Genomic DNA, 15,870 nt, shown 5'->3' with positions numbered 1-15,870 from the left:
ATGGATGCCCGACAAGGACATCGAGGACGCTCATCGCCGACCTGGTGCAATACGGCATCCACCGCGTGAAAGGTTCACGGCGCCTTGACAGGAATCGGGCGTTTCCCCATCATCGAAGCGCTTCGAACCAACCGCTGGCGGCCGCGGACGTCTCCGCCGACAAGGCCCGTGTAATTGAGGGAGATGGCGCGTGCTGGAGAAGCTCACCGTCGCCGAGAAGATCGCGATGCTGCACCAGTCGCAGCCGGCCGTGCCCCGGCTCGGGCTGGCCGCGTTCCACACCGGCTGCGAGGCGCTGCACGGCGCGGCCTGGATGGGCCGGGCGACCGTCTTCCCGCAGGCCGTCGGGCTCGGCGCGACCTGGGACCGGGCGCTGCTGACCGCCGTGGGCGAGGCGGCCGCGACCGAGGTCCGGGCCTACCGCCACGACCCGCCCGAGGGCACCGAGCCGGCCTCGCTCAACGTCTGGTCGCCGGTGGTCAACCCGCTGCGCGACCCGCGCTGGGGCCGCAACGAGGAGGGCTACAGCGAGGACCCGCTCGCGACGGCCGAGCTGGCGATCGCCTACTGCACCGGCCTGCGCGGCCGCCACCCCGACGTGTGGCGCACGGCGCCCGTGCTCAAGCACTTCCTCGCCTACAACGTCGAGACCGGGCGCGACGTCGTGGACGTGATCGTGCCGGAGCGGGTGTTGTACGAGTACGAGCTCCCGGTCTTCCTGGAACCGCTGCGAGCCGGGGTGGTGGCCGGGGTCATGCCCGCCTACAACCTCGTCAACGGCGTGCCGAACCACGTGCACCCGCTGCTGGGCCGGGCCCTGCGCGCGGCCAGGCCCGAGGTGGTCATCTGCTCCGACGCCCAGGCGCCCTCGAACCTCGTGACGAGCGAGCGGTACTTCGCCACGCACGCGGAGTCGCACGCGGCCGCCCTGCGCGCGGGCGTGGACAGCTACACCGACAACGGCCCGGACCCGGCCCCGACGATCGAGCGCTTCACCGAGGCGCTGGCCCTGGGGCTCATCACCGAGGCCGACATCGACGCGGCCGTGGGCCGGCTGCTGGCCCTGCGGGCGAGCACCGGGGAGTTCGACCCGGCGCGGGACCCGTACTCGGGCATCCGCCGCGACGTGATCGCGTGCGACGCGCACAACCGGCTCGCGGCCCGGGCCGCGCGCTCGGCGATGGTGCTGCTGCGCAACGAGGGCGGGGCGCTGCCGCTGCGCGATGCGCGCGTCGCCGTGATCGGGCCGCTCGGCGGGCGCGTGCTGCGGGACTGGTACAGCGGCACCCTGCCCTACGCCGTGACCATCGAGGGCGCCCTGCGCGACCGGCTCGGCCCGGACCGGGTCGTCGCGGCCGAGGGCGTGGACCTGGTCCGGCTCGTCGCCGCCGACGGCCGGCACGTGCACGCCGCCCCGGACGGGTCACTGTCGCTGGCCGAGGGGCCCGGGGCCGTCTTCGCGCACCAGGACTGGGGCACCAGCGTGCAGTGCCCGTCGCCGGTGCACACCCTGCGCTGCCTGGATCAGGGCTACCTGACGGCCGGCGACGACGGGGTCCTGTCGGTGACCGCCGGGACGCCGGACGGCTGGGTGGTGCGCGAGCTGTGGGAGCTGGGTTCCTCGCTGCGCAACAACGCTTCCGGCCGGTACGTCTCGGAAGCCCTGATCGCCGACGCCGACGCGCCGGGCTTCGAGCTGCGGCTGGAGCGGGTCGCGGACGGGCTGGCCGAGGCGGTCGCCGCGGCCCGCGCCGCCGACCGGGCGATCGTGGTGCTCGGCAACGACCCGCACATCAACGGCCGCGAGACCGTCGACCGCGACGGCCTGGCCCTGCCCGCCGACCAGGAGGCGCTGCTGCGCGCGGTGGTGGCCGCGAACCCGGACACCGTGCTGGTGCTCGTGTCGAGCTACCCGTACGCGATCGACTGGGCCGCGGCGAACGTGCCCGCGATCCTGTGGACCGCGCACGGCGGGCAGGAGCAGGGCAACGCGGTCGCCGACACCCTGCTCGGCGCGAACAACCCGGGCGGCCGCCTGCCGCAGACCTGGTACGGCGCGGGCACCGAGCTCCCGGCGCCGCTGGACTACGACGTCATCGGGTCGGGGTGGACGTACCAGTACCACCGCGGCACACCCCTGTTCCCGTTCGGCCACGGCCTGTCGTACACGAGCTTCGGCTACGGCCCGCTGACGGTATGCCGCGAGGACGACGGGTGGGTGGCCGCCGTGACGGTCACCAACACCGGCGACGTCCCCGGCGACGAGGTCGTGCAGGTGTACGCCACCCCGCACGACTGGCCGGTGCAGGCCCCCGCCCGCCGCCTGGTGGCCTTCGAACGCGTCACCCTCGAACCGGGCGAGACGAGCGAGATGCGCCTGCCGATCCCTTCCTGGGTGCTGTCGTACTGGCACGAGGGCCGCCTCAACGGCCCGGCCGGCACCGTCACCTTCACCGCGTCCACGTCCAAGGCCACCACGACCGTGCGATAGGGGTTGGTCAGTCCAGACCCAGCAGCCGCTCCACGTCCTCGTCCTCCACACCCTCGACGTCGACGACGTCGGCCAGCGACAGCGCCAGGTGCGCGAACGCCGGGGCCAACTGGGCCAGCTCCTCCAGCGGGTCGTCGTCGAACTCGTCCGCCCCGATCCGCAGCCCCGGCAGGACCAGCTCCTCCAGCTGCGGCAGGATCGCCGCCCCGGCGAGCGTGCGCAGGATGCCGAGGTCCCCGGCGTCGAACTCGCAGCGCCCCAGGTCGAGCGAGCGCAGGCCCGGCAGGCCGGCCGGGTCGAGCTCCTCGAGCTGCTCGACCGGGCACGCGGTGCCGAACACGTCGGAGCGGATCTCCAGCTCCAGCGACTCCAGCGCGGGCGCCCAGGCCGGGAACACGCTGCCGTCGGCGAACAGCGCCCCGCGCAGCCGCAGGTGCCGCAGGGAGCCGCCGCCGACACCGTCGAACAGCAGGCCGCCCTCGGCGGTCAGGTCCAGCAGCGCCGGCAACGCCGCCCACATCCCGGCGCTCCCCTCGTCGGCGAATCCCTCGTGCAGCCGCTCCAGCGGGTCGATCCGGCCGCCGGTCGAGGTGCGGCTGTGCTCGTAGAGGTGCGTGAAGTCGTGGCCGAAGTAGAGGCTCGTGAGCTGCTCGCGGCGGTGCGCGGCCAGCGCCCGCGCGGCGCGGTGCGCGCTGTGGTGGAAGTCGGTGAGGTGCAGCTCCAGCCGGCGCAGCCCGGCCGAGACCGGATCGCTCAGCAGCGCGTCGATCAGCGCGGCCTCCCACCGCTCCGGATCGCCCGAGTCGCCCGAGCCGGCACCGAGCGCGGCGACGAGGTCGCCGCGGGCGGCGGCGGTGTCCGCAGCGGGCCGGAACACGGCCTCGTCGAGCCGGTCGCCGGACCACGTGAGCCGCCAGGAGCCATCGGCCCGCAAGCCGTCCAGATCGATCATCGCGGCAGCATAAGCCGCCACACCGAACGCAACGATTTCCAGCGCGGTCCGGTGGAGCGTCGGACGCCACAGCGACTGAGCATCACGGCCGTGTCGGCCGTTGCCCGGTCGACAGCCCCGGACGGTGCCCCACTCAAGAAGCCGATGAGCGAGCACGGTGGCGTGCAGCGTGCGATGTCAAAGACCGAGTGTTCCTGCCGGCGAGCGGATGTTAGGGCGGCGGTGCCGCCGGGTATCTGCCGCGCATGTTCGACGGCTTCATCGACGAACGGATCGGCGTCGGGGAGGTGGAGCTGCGGGTCCGCCATGCCGGGCAAGGGCTCCCGGTGCTGCTCGTGCACGGCCACCCGCGTACGGGTTCGACCTGGCACCGGGTTGCCCCGCACCTGGTGAGCCAGGGCTTCGCGGTCGTCTGCCCTGACATGCGCGGTTACGGGCAGTCCGGGAAGGCGGAGCTCCGTGCGGACCACTCGCAGCAGTCCAAGCGGGCGGTGGCCGCAGACATGGTCCGGCTGATGGCGGCGCTGGGCCACGCGAAGTTCGCTGTGGTCGGCCATGACCGCGGCTGCTACGTGGCGTTACGTCTGGCGCTGGACCATCCCGCCGCGGTCAGCCGGCTGGTGGTCATGGACGGTGTCCCCATCAGCGAGGCGCTGGCCAGATGCGATGCGAAGTTCGCCCGGGACTGGTACCACTGGTTCTTCTTCGCCCAGCCCGACAAGCCGGAGCGGGCCATCGCCGCCGATCCCGACGCGTGGTACGACGTACGGCCGGAAACCATGGGCGTCGAGAACTACCGCGAGGTTCGTGCGGCCATCCACGACCGGGCCACCGTGCGGGCCATGCTGGAGGACTACCGGGCCGGCCTCGGCATCGACCGGGATCATGAGGAAGCGGACCGGCGCGCCGGTCGCACCGTCCGCTGCCCGACGCTGTTGCTGTGGTCGACCCGCGACGACATGGAGGACCTCTACGGCGATCCACTCGCCGTGTGGCGGCCCTGGGCCTCCGACCTGCGCGGCGAGCCGATCGAGTCCGGCCATCACGTGGCCGAGGAGAACCCGGATGCCCTGGCGAAGGCGCTGTACCGCTTCCTCGCTTGATCGACGCGCGCCGCGAGCGCGGGGCCGGCGGCCTCGCGCTCGTGCCGACGCGGTGTGGCGCTGCCGGCCGAGCGCCGCGCCGGGGGCGCAGCCGGCACCGCTCATGGGAGGCGCGGCGTGACCTCGGCCAGGGCCGCGAGCTGGTTGCGCACCGACTCGGCCTCGCGCGCGCCCAGGCCGGTGAAGATGCTCAGCGCCTCCCGGTAGTCCTGGCGCGCCCGCTCGCGATCGCCGGCCGCGCGATGCGTGTCCGCGCGGTGGGTCAGCACCAGCGCCACGTAGAAGCGCTCCCCCGTGTCGGCCAGGCGGTCCAGGGCGCGGCCGAAGCACTCGATCGCGCGGGCGTGCTCGCCCAGGTGGTGGTGGGCCACGCCCAGGGTGTCGTAGACGCCGGCCAGCTCGCCCGGCTCGCCCGCCTCGGTGAAGAGGTCCAGGGCGCGGCCGCACGTGGTGATCGCCTCGGTGTAGCGGCCGGTCATGGTCTGCAGGGACGCCACGCCGCCCAGGGACCTGGCCTCGCCGACGACGTTGCCCGCGGCGCGGTACAGCTCGCAGGCCCGCGAGGTGTGGGTCATCGCCTCCTCGTAGCGGCCCGCGCCCTCCAGCAGCTCGCCGAGCGTCCCGGTCGCGTGGGCCAGGCCGTTGGCGTCGCCGAGGTCCCGGTAGAGCTCGACCGCGTCGCGCAGGTGGGCCGTCGCCTCGTCGTGCCGGTGCAGACGGCCCAGCGTGCGGCCCTGGCTGCGCAGGATGCGCGCCTCGACGGCGCGGTCACCGGTGCGCCGCACGGCGTCGAGGCCGGTCGCGAGCACGGCGAGCTTCTCCGGCCAGCGGCCGGTGCGCTCCAGGTACACCACGCAGCTGCAGGCGAGCTGCCACGCGTGCGAGGGGTGGTCGGCGCCGGCCCGCTCGACGGCGGCGAGCAGCACCGCGCGCTCGGCGTCGAACCAGGCCAGGGCCCGCGCCCGGTCCTCGACGGGGTCGGGCGTGACCGCGGGGGACGGCGGGTCGATCGGGGTCGGGGTCTGGTTCGCGTCCAGCAGGAGGGTCGCCGGGTACGCGGTGTGCACGAGATGGTCGAGCAGCCGGGCCAGGGCCGCGTCCCGGTCGGCCGGGGCATCCGTCGCCTCGGCGAGCTCGACGGCGTAGGCGCGGATCAGGTCGTGGGCGCCGTAGCGGCCCGGGCCGGCCTCGGTGAGCAGGCTCGCGGCGCACAGGCGGCGCAGGGCGGTGCCGGCCTCGCCGGGCTCGACGCCGGCCAGGCTGGCCGCGGCGTTGGTCGTGACCTCCGGGCCGGGGTGGACCGACAGCAGGCGGAACAGGCGGGCGGTCTCGTCGTCCAGCACGCGGTACGACCAGGAGAAGACGGTCCTCGGGTCGGTCGCGGCGTCGACGCCCGCGAAGCCGTCCAGGGTGCGGCGGGCCCGGGCGAGCTCGCCGGCGACCGCGGCCAGGGACGGCGTCGAGGTCACGGCGGCGCGGGCGGCCACGACGCTCAGGGCGAGCGGCAGGCCGCCGCAGCGGGCGATGACGTCGGCGACGGCCGCCGGGTCCGCGGCCACCCGCCAGTGCCCGAGGCGGCGCTCCAGCAGGTCGGCCGCCTCGGTCGTGTCGAACAGCCCGAGCATGAGCGGCCGGGCCCCGGCGGCGGCCAGGCCGGCGAGGGGGTCGCGGCTGGTCACGACGGCCAGGCAGAACGCGCCGCCGGGCAGCAGGGGCCGGACCTGGGCCGCGTCGCAGGCGTTGTCGAGCACGACGAGCACCCGGCGGGCCGCGACCAGGCTGCGGTACAGGCTCTCCCGCTCGGCCGGGTCGGACGGGATGTCGCGGGGCCGGACGCCGAGCGCGGTCAGCAGCAGGCTCAGCGCCGCGGCGGGCTCGACGGGGGCGCGGGTCGGGTCGAAGCCGTGCAGGTTGACGTACAGCTGCCCGTCCGGAAATCGCTCGGCGACCGCGTGCGCCCAGTGCACGGCGAGCGTGGTCTTGCCGATGCCGCCCGGGCCGCTGATGGTGGCGACGGGCACGTCCCGGTCGGGGTCGCCGGTCGGCAGCAGCTCGTCGAGGCGGGCCAGCCACTCGGTGCGGCCGGTGAACCCGGCGACCCGGGCGGGCAGCTGCCGGGGCACGACGGCGCCGGGCCCCGGCGGGCCGGGGACGGCCGCGGCCGGGGGCGGATCGTTGCGCAGCACCGCGAGGTGCAGGTCGCGCAGCTGCGGGCCGGGGTCGAGGCCGAGCTCGTCGGCGAGCACCTGGCGCACGGACTCGAACACCTCGGCCGCCTCGGCCCCGCGGCCGACCCCGACCAGGGCCCGCATCAGCTGGCCGCGGAACGTCTCGCGCAGGGGGTACTGCCCGGTCAGCGCCCGCAGCTCGGCGATCACGCCCTCGTGCCGGCCGCGGCCGAGCTCGAGCTCGAAGCGCTGCTCGAGCGCCTGCAGCCGCAGCTCCTGCAGCCCGGCGGCGTCGGCGGCCAGGGCCGGCACCGACTCGAGCCCGGTCAGCGCGGGGCCGCGCCACAGGGCCAGGGCGGCCTCGAGGGCCTGCCGGGCGCGGTCGGGCTCGGCCGTGGCGGTGCGGGCGATCGCGAGCAGAGACCGGAACCGGGCGGCGTCGAGCTCGTCCGGTTCCAGCCGCAGCACGTAGCCCTCCGGGCGGCGGCCGATGCGGTCGCCGCCCAGCGCCTTGCGCAGGTGGTGCACGTACACCCTGACGTTGGCATCCGCCCGGGCGGGCGGCGTGGTCCCCCAGAGGGACTCGACGAGGATCTCGGCCGGGACCGGGCGCCCCGCGTGGCAGGCGAGCACCGCGAGCAGGATCCGCGGCTTACCGCCGGGCAGCTCGACGGGTGTGCCGTCGTCGTCGATGACCTCCAGCGGCCCGAGCAGGCCGATCCGCACCGGTCAGGGCGTCGGAGTCGCAGTGGGTGACGGCGGCGCCACCGGGCACTTGTCCTGCCATTCACCGGCGTTGGTGTAGCAGCCCTGCTTGTTGATCGCGTGCGCCGCCGTGGCTCCGCCGAGCACGACGACCCCGGCGGTCAGTAACGCCAGCACCAGCCTTCGCATGTAGCCCCCCAACAGGTCATGGCCGGCGAGGGTCCGGCCGCCTCGGATCATACGACCCGGAACGACCGTTTGGGGGCTGGGCACATCGATGCCGGACGACGGCCCAACGGCGCCTTAACGGATCTACAACCCCGCTCCGCCATGCTCCGCGTGCGATCCGCGCAGCGAGCGGCCTCGATGGGGGGTTCGGCGTGAACGAACACGGTGCACCGGCGCCGGCCTTCGGCATCCTCGGCCCGGTCGAGGTCCGGGCGGGCGAACGGCGGGTCGCGGTGACCTCGGCGCGGCAGCAGGCCCTGCTCGGCGCGGTGCTGCTGCGGGCCAACGCCGTGGTGCCCACGGCCCGGCTGGTCGACGCGATCTGGGGCGACGAGCCGCCGGACACGGCCCCGGACCTGGTGCGGACGTACGTGTCGGCGCTGCGCCGCTCGATCGGGCACCCGGCCGCCGCGTGCATCGTCGCCCGCCCGACCGGCTACCTGGTGCGGGTGGAGCGCGGCGCGCTGGACCTGCACCAGTTCGAGCGGCTGACCGAGCAGGCGCGGCTGGCCGCGGCCGGCGGCGACCACGAGCGCGCGACGCGGCTGCTCGGCGACGCGCTGGCGTGCTGGCGCGGCCCGGCGCTGGCCGGCCTGGACTCGCCGCTGTTGCGCGCGGCGGCGGCCCGGCTCGAGCGGCTGCGGCTGCTGGCGACCGAGCGGCGCTTCGAGTCCGCGAGCCACCTCGGCGACCCGGCCTGGATGGTGCCGGAGCTGACCGCGTTCGCCGCCGAGCACCCGCGGCGCGAGGGGCCGCGAGCGCTGCTCATGCAGGTCCTGCTCCGCCTGGGCCGCCCGGCCGACGCGCTGCGCGTGTCTCAGCAGGGGCACGCGCCGGGCGAGCCGGGTCCCCGCCTACGCGCGACGCACCAGCGAGTCAGCTGATGCCCGCCTGCGCGTCGAGGCGCTGGAGCAGGTCGTGCGCGGCGAGCTCGACGTCCTTGTGCCGCCACTGCGAGGCCCGGTACACGCACGCGATGAGGCCGGTGCGGTGCACGCGGCGGAAGTCGCCGTAGACGAACGCGTACCGCCCCTTCGTCTCGTCGGACGCGCCCTCGGTGAGCCCCAGGTGCCAGGCGGCGTAGTCGGCCCAGGAGTGCCGCCGCAGGTACGCGTTGCCCTCGTCGGCGTGCGGCTGGACCTCGCCCCAGTCGCTGTCCAGGATGTACTGCCGGGCGTCGATCAGCGCCCGGGCCCGCTCGACGGCGGCCGGGTTCACCGTGTATGAGGCCATGACGTGCGCATACCCCGCCGGGCGCCCCGCAAGCCTGTATCTTTCACCGCCACCGGGCCGCCGAGCGCTGGTCCGGCAACAGCTCGAAGCGCTTCGATTGAGTTTCGAAAAGGCGGGGCGTACTCAGGTACGTCATGAAGAGACGACTCACGATCTTCGGCGCCGCGCTGGTCGCGGTCGCCGCCTCGTTCGTGGTGTACGCCCAGGAGGCGTCCGCCGCCGTCGGCCTCCACGTGAGCGGGCGCAACATCGTGGAGGCCAACGGCCAGCAGTTCATCATGCGCGGGGTCAACCACCCGCACGTCTGGTACACCGGCAACACCCAGGCGTTCGCGGACGTCAAGGCCCTCGGCGCCAACACGGTGCGGGTGGTGCTCGGCTCCGGCAAGCGGTGGGGTCCCTCCAACGACGTCGCGAACGTCATCTCGCTGTGCAAGGCGAACAAGCTCATCTGCGTGCTGGAGGTGCACGACACCACCGGCTACGGCGAGGACGGCGCCGCGGCCACGCTCGACGAGGCCGTGAACTACTGGATCAGCCAGAAGGCCAACCTGGTCGGCCAGGAGAGCTACATCTCCATCAACATCGGCAACGAGCCGATCGGCAACAACAACCCGCAGCAGTGGACGGCCGCCACCGTCGCCGCGATCCAGAAGATGCGCAGCAACGGCTTCCAGCACCTGCTCATGGTCGACGCCCCGAACTGGGGCCAGGACTGGCAGAACGTGATGCGCGACAACGCCCAGACGGTGCTCGACGCGGACACGCAGAAGAACACCGTGCTGTCGATCCACATGTACGCCGTGTACGCCAACGCGCAGACCATCATCGACTACCTCGACCGGTTCCAGAACAACAACTGGCCGCTGGTGATCGGTGAGTTCGGCTGGCAGTTCCAGTCCGGCGAGGTCGACCACGAGACGCTGCTGGCCCAGGCCGACGCCCGCGGGCTCGGGTACATCGGCTGGTCCTGGAGCGGCAACACCGACCCGATCCTCGACATGGCCACGAACTTCAACCCGAACCAGCTGACCACCTGGGGCCAGCGCATCTTCAACGGCGCGCACGGCATCAAGGCCACCGCCAAGCAGGCCTCGGTCTACGGCGGGACCACGAGCCCGTCGCCCAGCCGCTCGTCGGCCAGCCCGTCGGTGAGCCCGTCGGCGTCGCGCAGCGCCTCCACCAGCCCGTCGGCCTCGCGCAGCGCGTCGGCCAGCCCGTCGCAGTCGCAGGGCGGCACGAAGGCCTGCACCGCGGCGTACTCCGTCGTCGGCAGCTGGCCGGGCGGCTTCCAGGGCCAGGTGACGGTCACCGCGGGCGGCCAGTCCATCGCCGGCTGGACGGTCAAGTGGACGTACGCCAACGGTCAGGCCGTGACCAGCTTCTGGAGCGCGAACATCACCAGCAGCGGCGCGAACGTGACCGCGACGAACGTCGACTACAACGGCACCGTGGGCGCCGGGCAGAGCACGTCGTTCGGGTTCCTCGGTTCGTACGCGGGCACCAACTCGGTGCCGACGCTGACCTGCACCGCACGGTAAGACACGGATGATGGGGGCCGAAAACATTTCGGTCCCCATCACAATTTGTCACAACATTGACCTGCATGAGTTCGACAGGCGACCATCTCCGAAAGGGTTTTCGGTTACCACCCGAGGACGTGAGAGATGAGTCGATTCGCCCGTCCGCCACGGGCCGCCGCGGCCTTGCTCGCCGCCGTGCTGCTGCCCCTCGCCGCGCTCGAGGCCTCCCCGGCGTCCGCCGCGCCGGTGACGTTCACCAGCACCATCACGCTGCAGGCCGGCGGCGCCTGCGCCGAGGTGCCCGGCGGCGCCTCGACCGCCGCGCTGCAGCTGCAGGACGCGGCCTGCAACGGCTCGACGCGCCAGAACTACACGTTCACGCCGGTGGCGGGGACGACGGACCAGTACACCGTCGCCACGCTGACCGCCGGCTCGTGCGTCGACATCACCGGGCAGTCCACCGCGGACAACGCGGCCGTGATCCAGTACCCCTGCAACGGCCAGAACAACCAGCGCTTCCGGCTGCAGGCGGTCACGATCTCGGGCGCCACCAACACGTTCAACCTCGTCGGCGTGCAGTCCGGCAAGTGCGTCGCGCCGAGCGCCGACAGCAGCACGGCGGGCGCGAAGCTGGTGCAGCTGCCGTGCACGAGCGCCACCACGCGGGTGTGGCGCCTGGCGGGCTTCACTTCGGGCGGCACCACGACAAAAACCTTCGTGAACCCCCTGGATCCTCAGGGGCCGGACCCGTGGCTGCAGTACTACAACGGCTACTACTACCTCGCGGCGACGACCTGGAACCGCACCATCACCATGCGCAAGTCGGCGACGCTGGGCGGCCTGGCCACCGCGCCCGAGACCGTCATCTTCAACCTGACGCGCTCCAACGGCGCGGGCACCATGTGGGCGCCCGAGTTCCATCTGCTCAACGGCCCCAACGGGCAGCGGTGGTACCTGTACTACGTGGCCGGCGTCGAGCCCTACAACCTCGGCACGCAGCGCATCCACGTGCTGGAGAGCGCCGGGCTGGACCCGATGGGCCCGTACACGTTCAAGGCCGACATGCTCGACCCGACCCAGGACAACACCTGGGAGCTGGACCCGACGATCCTGCAGCTCAACGGCCAGCTGTACCTGCTGGGCACGTACTACAACGGCTCGCAGCCCATGTTCATCCGCCCGCTGTCGAACCCCTGGACCGCCAGCGGCACCCGGCGGCTGCTCTCCACGCCGACGTACAGCTGGGAGACGGTCGGCGGCGCGGTGAACGAGGCCCCGGAGGTCATCCAGCACGGCGGCAAGACCTACATCGTCTTCTCCGCCAGCCACTGCTCCACGCCCGACTACAAGCTGGGGATGCTCACCTGGAACGGCGGTGACCCGCTCAGCTCCTCGTCGTGGGTGAAGACCTCCACGCCGGTGTTCCAGCGCTCCAACGCGGGCGGCGTCTACGGACCCGGGCACAACGGGTTCTTCAAGTCGCCCGACGGCACCGAGGACTGGATGGTGTACCACGCCAACACCTCCGCCTCCGGCGGCTGCGACATGAACCGCAGCACCCGGGCGCAGAAGATCACCTGGAACAGCGACGGTACCCCGAACCTGGGCGTCCCGGCCGCGCTGAGCACGCCGCTGGCCGTGCCCGCCGGCGAATAGTCGTCACTCCCGTACCCCCGGAAACCGGCCCGGCATCCCCTCCCTTCCCTGGGGGTGCCGGGCCGGCCCGTCACGCGGGAACGGGGACCTGCACGCCGCTCGACTCGATGACGCCCGCGTGCACGAGCACGAAGGCCGGGAAGCCCTGCACGGCGAAGGCGCTCGCGACCGGGCCCTCCGGGTCCTCGACGACCACGGGGGTGTCCCCGAGCCCGGCCAGCATCGGCTCGACCGCGCCACCGTCGCGGACCACGACCGCGAAGGCCGCGCCGGCGTGGCGGGCGGCGGCGGCGCGGAAGTCGCCGAGGCGCTCGTGGCAGGCCGGGCAGGTGGTCGAGAAGAACCCGACCAGCGCCCGGCTCCCGAGGCCCCCGCGGGACACCTCGCGACCATCCACTGTGGACGACGTGAAGTCGCCGACGCGCGTGCCCGCGGACGCCGTGAGCATGGGCGGCCCGGCATCCGGACGGCCCTCGAAGGCGCGCAGACGGCGGATCACGCCCAGCACGAGCACGAGGTTGAACACGGTGAGCAGGGCGAGCAGCAGGACGGCGACGAGCAGGACGGTGGTCATGGCGGGCAGCCTGATCGATGCGTGTCGCGGCGTCAACATCCGCGAAATCCGCCGATAACGGGGCCGCCGTACCCTCGCCGCGGGAGGTGAGCCATGCCCGGTCCCCGCAGGCGCTCGGTCCTGGTCGCGCGGCTCGCCGGGCGGCCCGCCGGGCACGCACCCGGCGCGGTCCTCGAGGACCTGCGCAGCTGCATTCTCGACGGCGACGTCCCGCCCGGCTCGGCGATCCCGGTCGACGCGGTGGCGGCCGCGTTCGGGGTGTCGCGCATCCCGGTGCGGGAGGCCCTGATGACGCTCATCGGCGAGGGGCTGGTCGACCATCGGCCGAATCTCGGGTACCGGGTCGCGAAACTTACCGCCGCGGAATTCGCCGAGATCTATCTTGTCCGCGAGGCCCTCGAGACCGCGGCGCTGCGCGTGGCGGTGGCCTTCGCGCGCGGGGAGGACGACGAGCGGGCGGCCGCGGCGCACACGGCCCTCGGGGCGGCCGTGCGGGCCGGGGACGGGCGGGCGTACCACCGCGAGAGCCGCGGCTTCCACCTCGCCCTGATCCGCCCGTGCCGGATGCGGCGGCTGCTGCACATGCTGGGCACGGCCTGGAACATGACCGAGCCGCTGCAGCCCATGACGCACCTCGGCCCGGCCGACCGCGAGCTGCTGCACCGCGACCACGCCGCGATGCTGGCCGCGTTCACCGCCCGCGACGCCGACGCGCTCATCGCGGCCTGCGCCGGGCACCACGGGCGGCTGCAGTCCTACATCGCGCGGCTGCCCCGCGACACGGGGCTCTTCGCCGACCCGCTCTGAATGGTCATCCCGAAGCCGGCCAGCGCGCCGGTGTAGGGCTTGGGCAGTGGCGGGGCGTACTCGTTGCGAGCCGAGGTGCGCAGGCCCAGGGTCACCAGCGACTGCACGAGCAGCGTGGCGGCGCCGACCCCGTCCACGACCGGCACGCCCAGCCGCGCCGAGACGGCCTCGCACAGCCCGGCCATCCCCGCGCAGCCGAGCACGATCACGTCGGAGCCGTCCTCCTCCAGCGCCAGGCCGGCCAGCGCGGCGACCCGGTCGGCCAGGTGCGGGTCGGCGTCGAGCTCCAGCACCGGGATGTCGCACGCGTGCACCCCGCGGCAGGCGCCGGGGGCGGTGTACCGGTGGGCCAGCTCCCACGCCCGGCCCCGCGTGCGCTCCAGCGTGGTGACGACGCTGAAGCCGCGGCCGAGCAGGGCCGCGGCGTGCATGGCGGCCTCGGCGATCCCGACGACCGGGCCGCGGGCCAGCTCGCGGGCGGCGTCCAGGCCCGGGTCGCCGAAGCAGGCCACGACGTAACCGTCCACATCGGACGCCTCGCCGTCGGCGACCGCGGCGAGCAGGCCGGGCACGCTCAGCGCCTCGTCGTAGTGGCTCTCGATGGAGGCCGGGCCCGTCGCGGAGGTGACGGCCTCGACGAGCACGCCCGGGCCCGCCACGGCCCGGGCGCTCGCCCCGATCAGCGCGGTCATCGCCGCGGTGGTGTTCGGGTTGACCACCCGGATGCGCATCGCTACGCGGCCTTCCTCGCGAGTCCCAGGTAGACCAGCAGGCCCAGCGCCATGCCGATGAACCAGCTGTACTGCGCCGTCGTGTGCATCCCCGGCCCGCCCGACCACAGCACGGGCACGACCGCGACCACGGCCCCGGCCGCGGTGGCGATGAGCGCGGGCGGGTTGTAGCCCTTGCGGTACCAGTACTTCCCGTCCGGGCTCATGGTGAACATCGCGTCGACGTCCACCTTCTGCCGGCGCACGAGGTAGTAGTCGGCGATGAGGACCCCGAACAGCGGCCCGATCGCCGCGCCCAGGATCTCCAGCGTGTAGTGGATGACGTCCGGGTTGTTGTAGAGGTTCCACGGCGTGATGAGCACCGAGCCGACCGCGGCGATCATCCCGCCGGCGCGCCAGCTGATGCGCTGCGGGCTGACGTTGGAGAAGTCGAACGCGGGCGAGATGAAGTTCGCGACGATGTTGATGCCAATGGTGGCGATCGTGAACGTGAGCGCGCCGAGGACGATCGCGAACGTCGAGTCGATCCGCGCGACCGTCTGCACGGGGTCGGTGATGAGCTCGCCGAAGATGGGGATCGTCAGCGACGAGGTGACGACGACGAGGATCGAGAAGGCGAGGAAGTTGACCGGCAGTCCGAGCAGGTTGCCGGTCCGGACCGAGCCGAACGACTTGCCGTAGCGCGAGAAGTCGCCGAAGTTCAGCATGGGGCCGGAGAAGTACGACACCACGAGCGCGATCGCGCCGAGCATCACGGGCACCGCGTCGAGGCCGTGGTACTTCACCTCGCCGAGGCTCAGGTCGATGGCGCCCCAGCCGGCCTTGTAGATGAGGTAGCCCGCGAGCACCGCCATGACCACGTACACGGCCGGGCCGCAGAAGTCGATGAACCGGCGGATCGTCTCCATGCCGGTCCAGAACACCGCGGCCTGCAGCACCCACAGCAGCGCGTAGGAGCACCAGCCGAGCAGCGGCAGGCCGAACAGGCCCCACGTGTCGACGTCCGCGTACGGGGCCAGGCCCGGCCAGAGCTTGAGCACGACCACGTCGAGCGCGGCGGAGGCCAGGTAGGTCTGGATGCCGTACCACGCCACGGCGATCGAGCCGCGGATGATCGCGGGCACGTTGGCGCCGAGCACGCCGAACGCCACGCGGTTGATCACGGGGTACGGCACCCCGGTGGCCTGGCTCGGCTTGGCGACGAGGTTGCAGAAGAAGTACACGATCCCGATGCCGACCACGAGGGCCACCAGCACCTGCCAGCTGGACAGGCCCAGGGCGAAGAGGGAGCCCGCGGTGACGTAGCCGCCGACGCTGTGCACGTCGGACATCCAGAACGCGAAGATGTTGTACGCGCCCCACGTCTGCCTGCGCAGGGGCGCGAGGTCCTCGTTGGTGAGCCGCGGGTCGTACCCGGGCTTGATGTCGCCGCTGCCGACGGGCATGCCCGCGGCCTCGACGAGATCCTGATGCTGCGGGGTTTCCAGCGTGTCGGCCATGCACTCACGCTAGGAACGGCCTGTTTCCGCGACGTGTTCGCAGATATATATTGTTGTCGCTCCAGCGCCGGGCCCGCGGCGGGCCACTTGCGTCACCTTGCGGGCCGGGCTCGCACGGCGAACGATCGGGAACCATGTCGATCGTAGGTATGGACGCCGAGATCCCGGCCGGCAGGGTCACCGTCGTCATCGATGTCATT

At 73.1% G+C, this 15,870-nt stretch carries 13 protein-coding genes; 6 read left to right on the top strand and 7 right to left on the bottom strand.

The genetic code is table 11. The annotated features are described in order from the left end of the window. The first annotated feature begins 190 nt into the window (after window positions 1-190). Window positions 191-2,491, top strand: a complete 2,301-nt coding sequence (locus AC6JBM_RS03215) for a beta-glucosidase family protein (RefSeq protein ID WP_497982110.1) — start codon at window positions 191-193, stop codon at window positions 2,489-2,491. A gap of 7 nt (window positions 2,492-2,498) precedes the next feature. On the opposite strand, the gene AC6JBM_RS03210 is transcribed toward AC6JBM_RS03215, so the two are convergent. Next, window positions 2,499-3,443, bottom strand: a complete 945-nt coding sequence (locus AC6JBM_RS03210; RefSeq protein ID WP_497982109.1) for a hypothetical protein — start codon at window positions 3,441-3,443, stop codon at window positions 2,499-2,501. Between the two features lie 245 nt (window positions 3,444-3,688). Here AC6JBM_RS03210 and AC6JBM_RS03205 point away from each other — a divergent pair, with 245 nt between their 5' ends. After that, window positions 3,689-4,546, top strand: coding sequence for an alpha/beta fold hydrolase (locus AC6JBM_RS03205; RefSeq protein WP_497982108.1), 858 nt, complete (start codon window positions 3,689-3,691; stop codon window positions 4,544-4,546). 101 nt (window positions 4,547-4,647) lie between these two features. Here AC6JBM_RS03205 and AC6JBM_RS03200 read toward each other — a convergent pair whose 3' ends face one another. Further along, the gene (locus tag AC6JBM_RS03200; RefSeq protein WP_497982107.1) at window positions 4,648-7,440 is read right to left on the bottom strand and encodes an AfsR/SARP family transcriptional regulator; all 2,793 of its coding nucleotides are present in this window, start codon (window positions 7,438-7,440) and stop codon (window positions 4,648-4,650) included. Window positions 7,441-7,443: 3 nt separating this feature from the next. Then, complete coding sequence (locus AC6JBM_RS03195) at window positions 7,444-7,608, bottom strand: hypothetical protein (RefSeq protein WP_350614260.1); 165 nt, start codon at window positions 7,606-7,608, stop codon at window positions 7,444-7,446. A gap of 191 nt (window positions 7,609-7,799) precedes the next feature. On the opposite strand from AC6JBM_RS03195, the gene AC6JBM_RS03190 reads away from it, so the two are divergent. Next, entirely contained in the window at window positions 7,800-8,531 is a 732-nt protein-coding gene (locus tag AC6JBM_RS03190; protein ID WP_497982106.1) for an AfsR/SARP family transcriptional regulator, read from the top strand. Here AC6JBM_RS03190 and AC6JBM_RS03185 read toward each other — a convergent pair. Continuing rightward, window positions 8,524-8,880 carry a hypothetical protein gene (locus AC6JBM_RS03185; RefSeq protein WP_497982105.1) on the bottom strand — a complete coding sequence of 119 codons (357 nt, stop codon included), beginning with the start codon at window positions 8,878-8,880 and terminating at the stop codon, window positions 8,524-8,526. The two genes, AC6JBM_RS03190 and AC6JBM_RS03185, sit on opposite strands and share 8 nt — an antisense overlap. A 134-nt stretch (window positions 8,881-9,014) precedes the next feature. On the opposite strand from AC6JBM_RS03185, the gene AC6JBM_RS03180 reads away from it, so the two are divergent. Together AC6JBM_RS03180 and AC6JBM_RS03175 are read left to right on the top strand one after the other, a co-directional pair. After that, complete coding sequence (locus tag AC6JBM_RS03180) at window positions 9,015-10,421, top strand: cellulase family glycosylhydrolase (RefSeq protein ID WP_497982104.1); 1,407 nt, start codon at window positions 9,015-9,017, stop codon at window positions 10,419-10,421. Window positions 10,422-10,547: 126 nt separating this feature from the next. Then, window positions 10,548-12,059, top strand: coding sequence for a family 43 glycosylhydrolase (locus AC6JBM_RS03175; RefSeq protein WP_497982103.1), 1,512 nt, complete (start codon window positions 10,548-10,550; stop codon window positions 12,057-12,059). 70 nt (window positions 12,060-12,129) lie between these two features. Here AC6JBM_RS03175 and AC6JBM_RS03170 read toward each other — a convergent pair whose 3' ends face one another. Next, on the bottom strand, window positions 12,130-12,633 hold the full coding sequence (locus AC6JBM_RS03170) for a TlpA family protein disulfide reductase (protein WP_497982102.1): 504 nt from the start codon (window positions 12,631-12,633) through the stop codon (window positions 12,130-12,132). Between the two features lie 93 nt (window positions 12,634-12,726). On the opposite strand from AC6JBM_RS03170, the gene AC6JBM_RS03165 reads away from it, so the two are divergent. Then, window positions 12,727-13,440, top strand: coding sequence for a GntR family transcriptional regulator (locus AC6JBM_RS03165; protein ID WP_497982101.1), 714 nt, complete (start codon window positions 12,727-12,729; stop codon window positions 13,438-13,440). Here AC6JBM_RS03165 and AC6JBM_RS03160 read toward each other — a convergent pair. Together AC6JBM_RS03160 and AC6JBM_RS03155 are read right to left on the bottom strand one after the other, a co-directional pair. Then, window positions 13,389-14,171, bottom strand: a complete 783-nt coding sequence (locus AC6JBM_RS03160; RefSeq protein WP_497982100.1) for an aspartate/glutamate racemase family protein — start codon at window positions 14,169-14,171, stop codon at window positions 13,389-13,391. The genes AC6JBM_RS03165 and AC6JBM_RS03160 overlap by 52 nt on opposite strands. 2 nt (window positions 14,172-14,173) lie before the next feature. After that, window positions 14,174-15,670, bottom strand: a complete 1,497-nt coding sequence (locus tag AC6JBM_RS03155) for an NCS1 family nucleobase:cation symporter-1 (protein ID WP_497982099.1) — start codon at window positions 15,668-15,670, stop codon at window positions 14,174-14,176. Window positions 15,671-15,870: the final 200 nt, after the last annotated feature.

The organism is Dactylosporangium thailandense (assembly GCF_059739745.1).
The sequence above is the reverse complement of the archived record's forward strand: the minus strand, read 5'-3'. Positions and strand labels throughout refer to the sequence as shown.

Excerpts from the sequence above, each read along its gene's own strand:
- AC6JBM_RS03180 (WP_497982104.1), top strand. The coding sequence starts at position 9,015 with ATGAAGAGACGACTCACGATCTTCGGCGCCGCGCTGGTCGCGGTCGCC.
- AC6JBM_RS03160 (WP_497982100.1), bottom strand. The coding sequence starts at position 14,171 with ATGCGCATCCGGGTGGTCAACCCGAACACCACCGCGGCGATGACCGCG.
- AC6JBM_RS03210 (WP_497982109.1), bottom strand. The coding sequence starts at position 3,443 with ATGATCGATCTGGACGGCTTGCGGGCCGATGGCTCCTGGCGGCTCACG.
- AC6JBM_RS03205 (WP_497982108.1), top strand. The coding sequence starts at position 3,689 with ATGTTCGACGGCTTCATCGACGAACGGATCGGCGTCGGGGAGGTGGAG.
- AC6JBM_RS03175 (WP_497982103.1), top strand. The coding sequence starts at position 10,548 with ATGAGTCGATTCGCCCGTCCGCCACGGGCCGCCGCGGCCTTGCTCGCC.
- AC6JBM_RS03155 (WP_497982099.1), bottom strand. The coding sequence starts at position 15,670 with ATGGCCGACACGCTGGAAACCCCGCAGCATCAGGATCTCGTCGAGGCC.
- AC6JBM_RS03170 (WP_497982102.1), bottom strand. The coding sequence starts at position 12,633 with ATGACCACCGTCCTGCTCGTCGCCGTCCTGCTGCTCGCCCTGCTCACC.
- AC6JBM_RS03195 (WP_350614260.1), bottom strand. The coding sequence starts at position 7,608 with ATGCGAAGGCTGGTGCTGGCGTTACTGACCGCCGGGGTCGTCGTGCTC.
- AC6JBM_RS03185 (WP_497982105.1), bottom strand. The coding sequence starts at position 8,880 with ATGGCCTCATACACGGTGAACCCGGCCGCCGTCGAGCGGGCCCGGGCG.
- AC6JBM_RS03165 (WP_497982101.1), top strand. The coding sequence starts at position 12,727 with ATGCCCGGTCCCCGCAGGCGCTCGGTCCTGGTCGCGCGGCTCGCCGGG.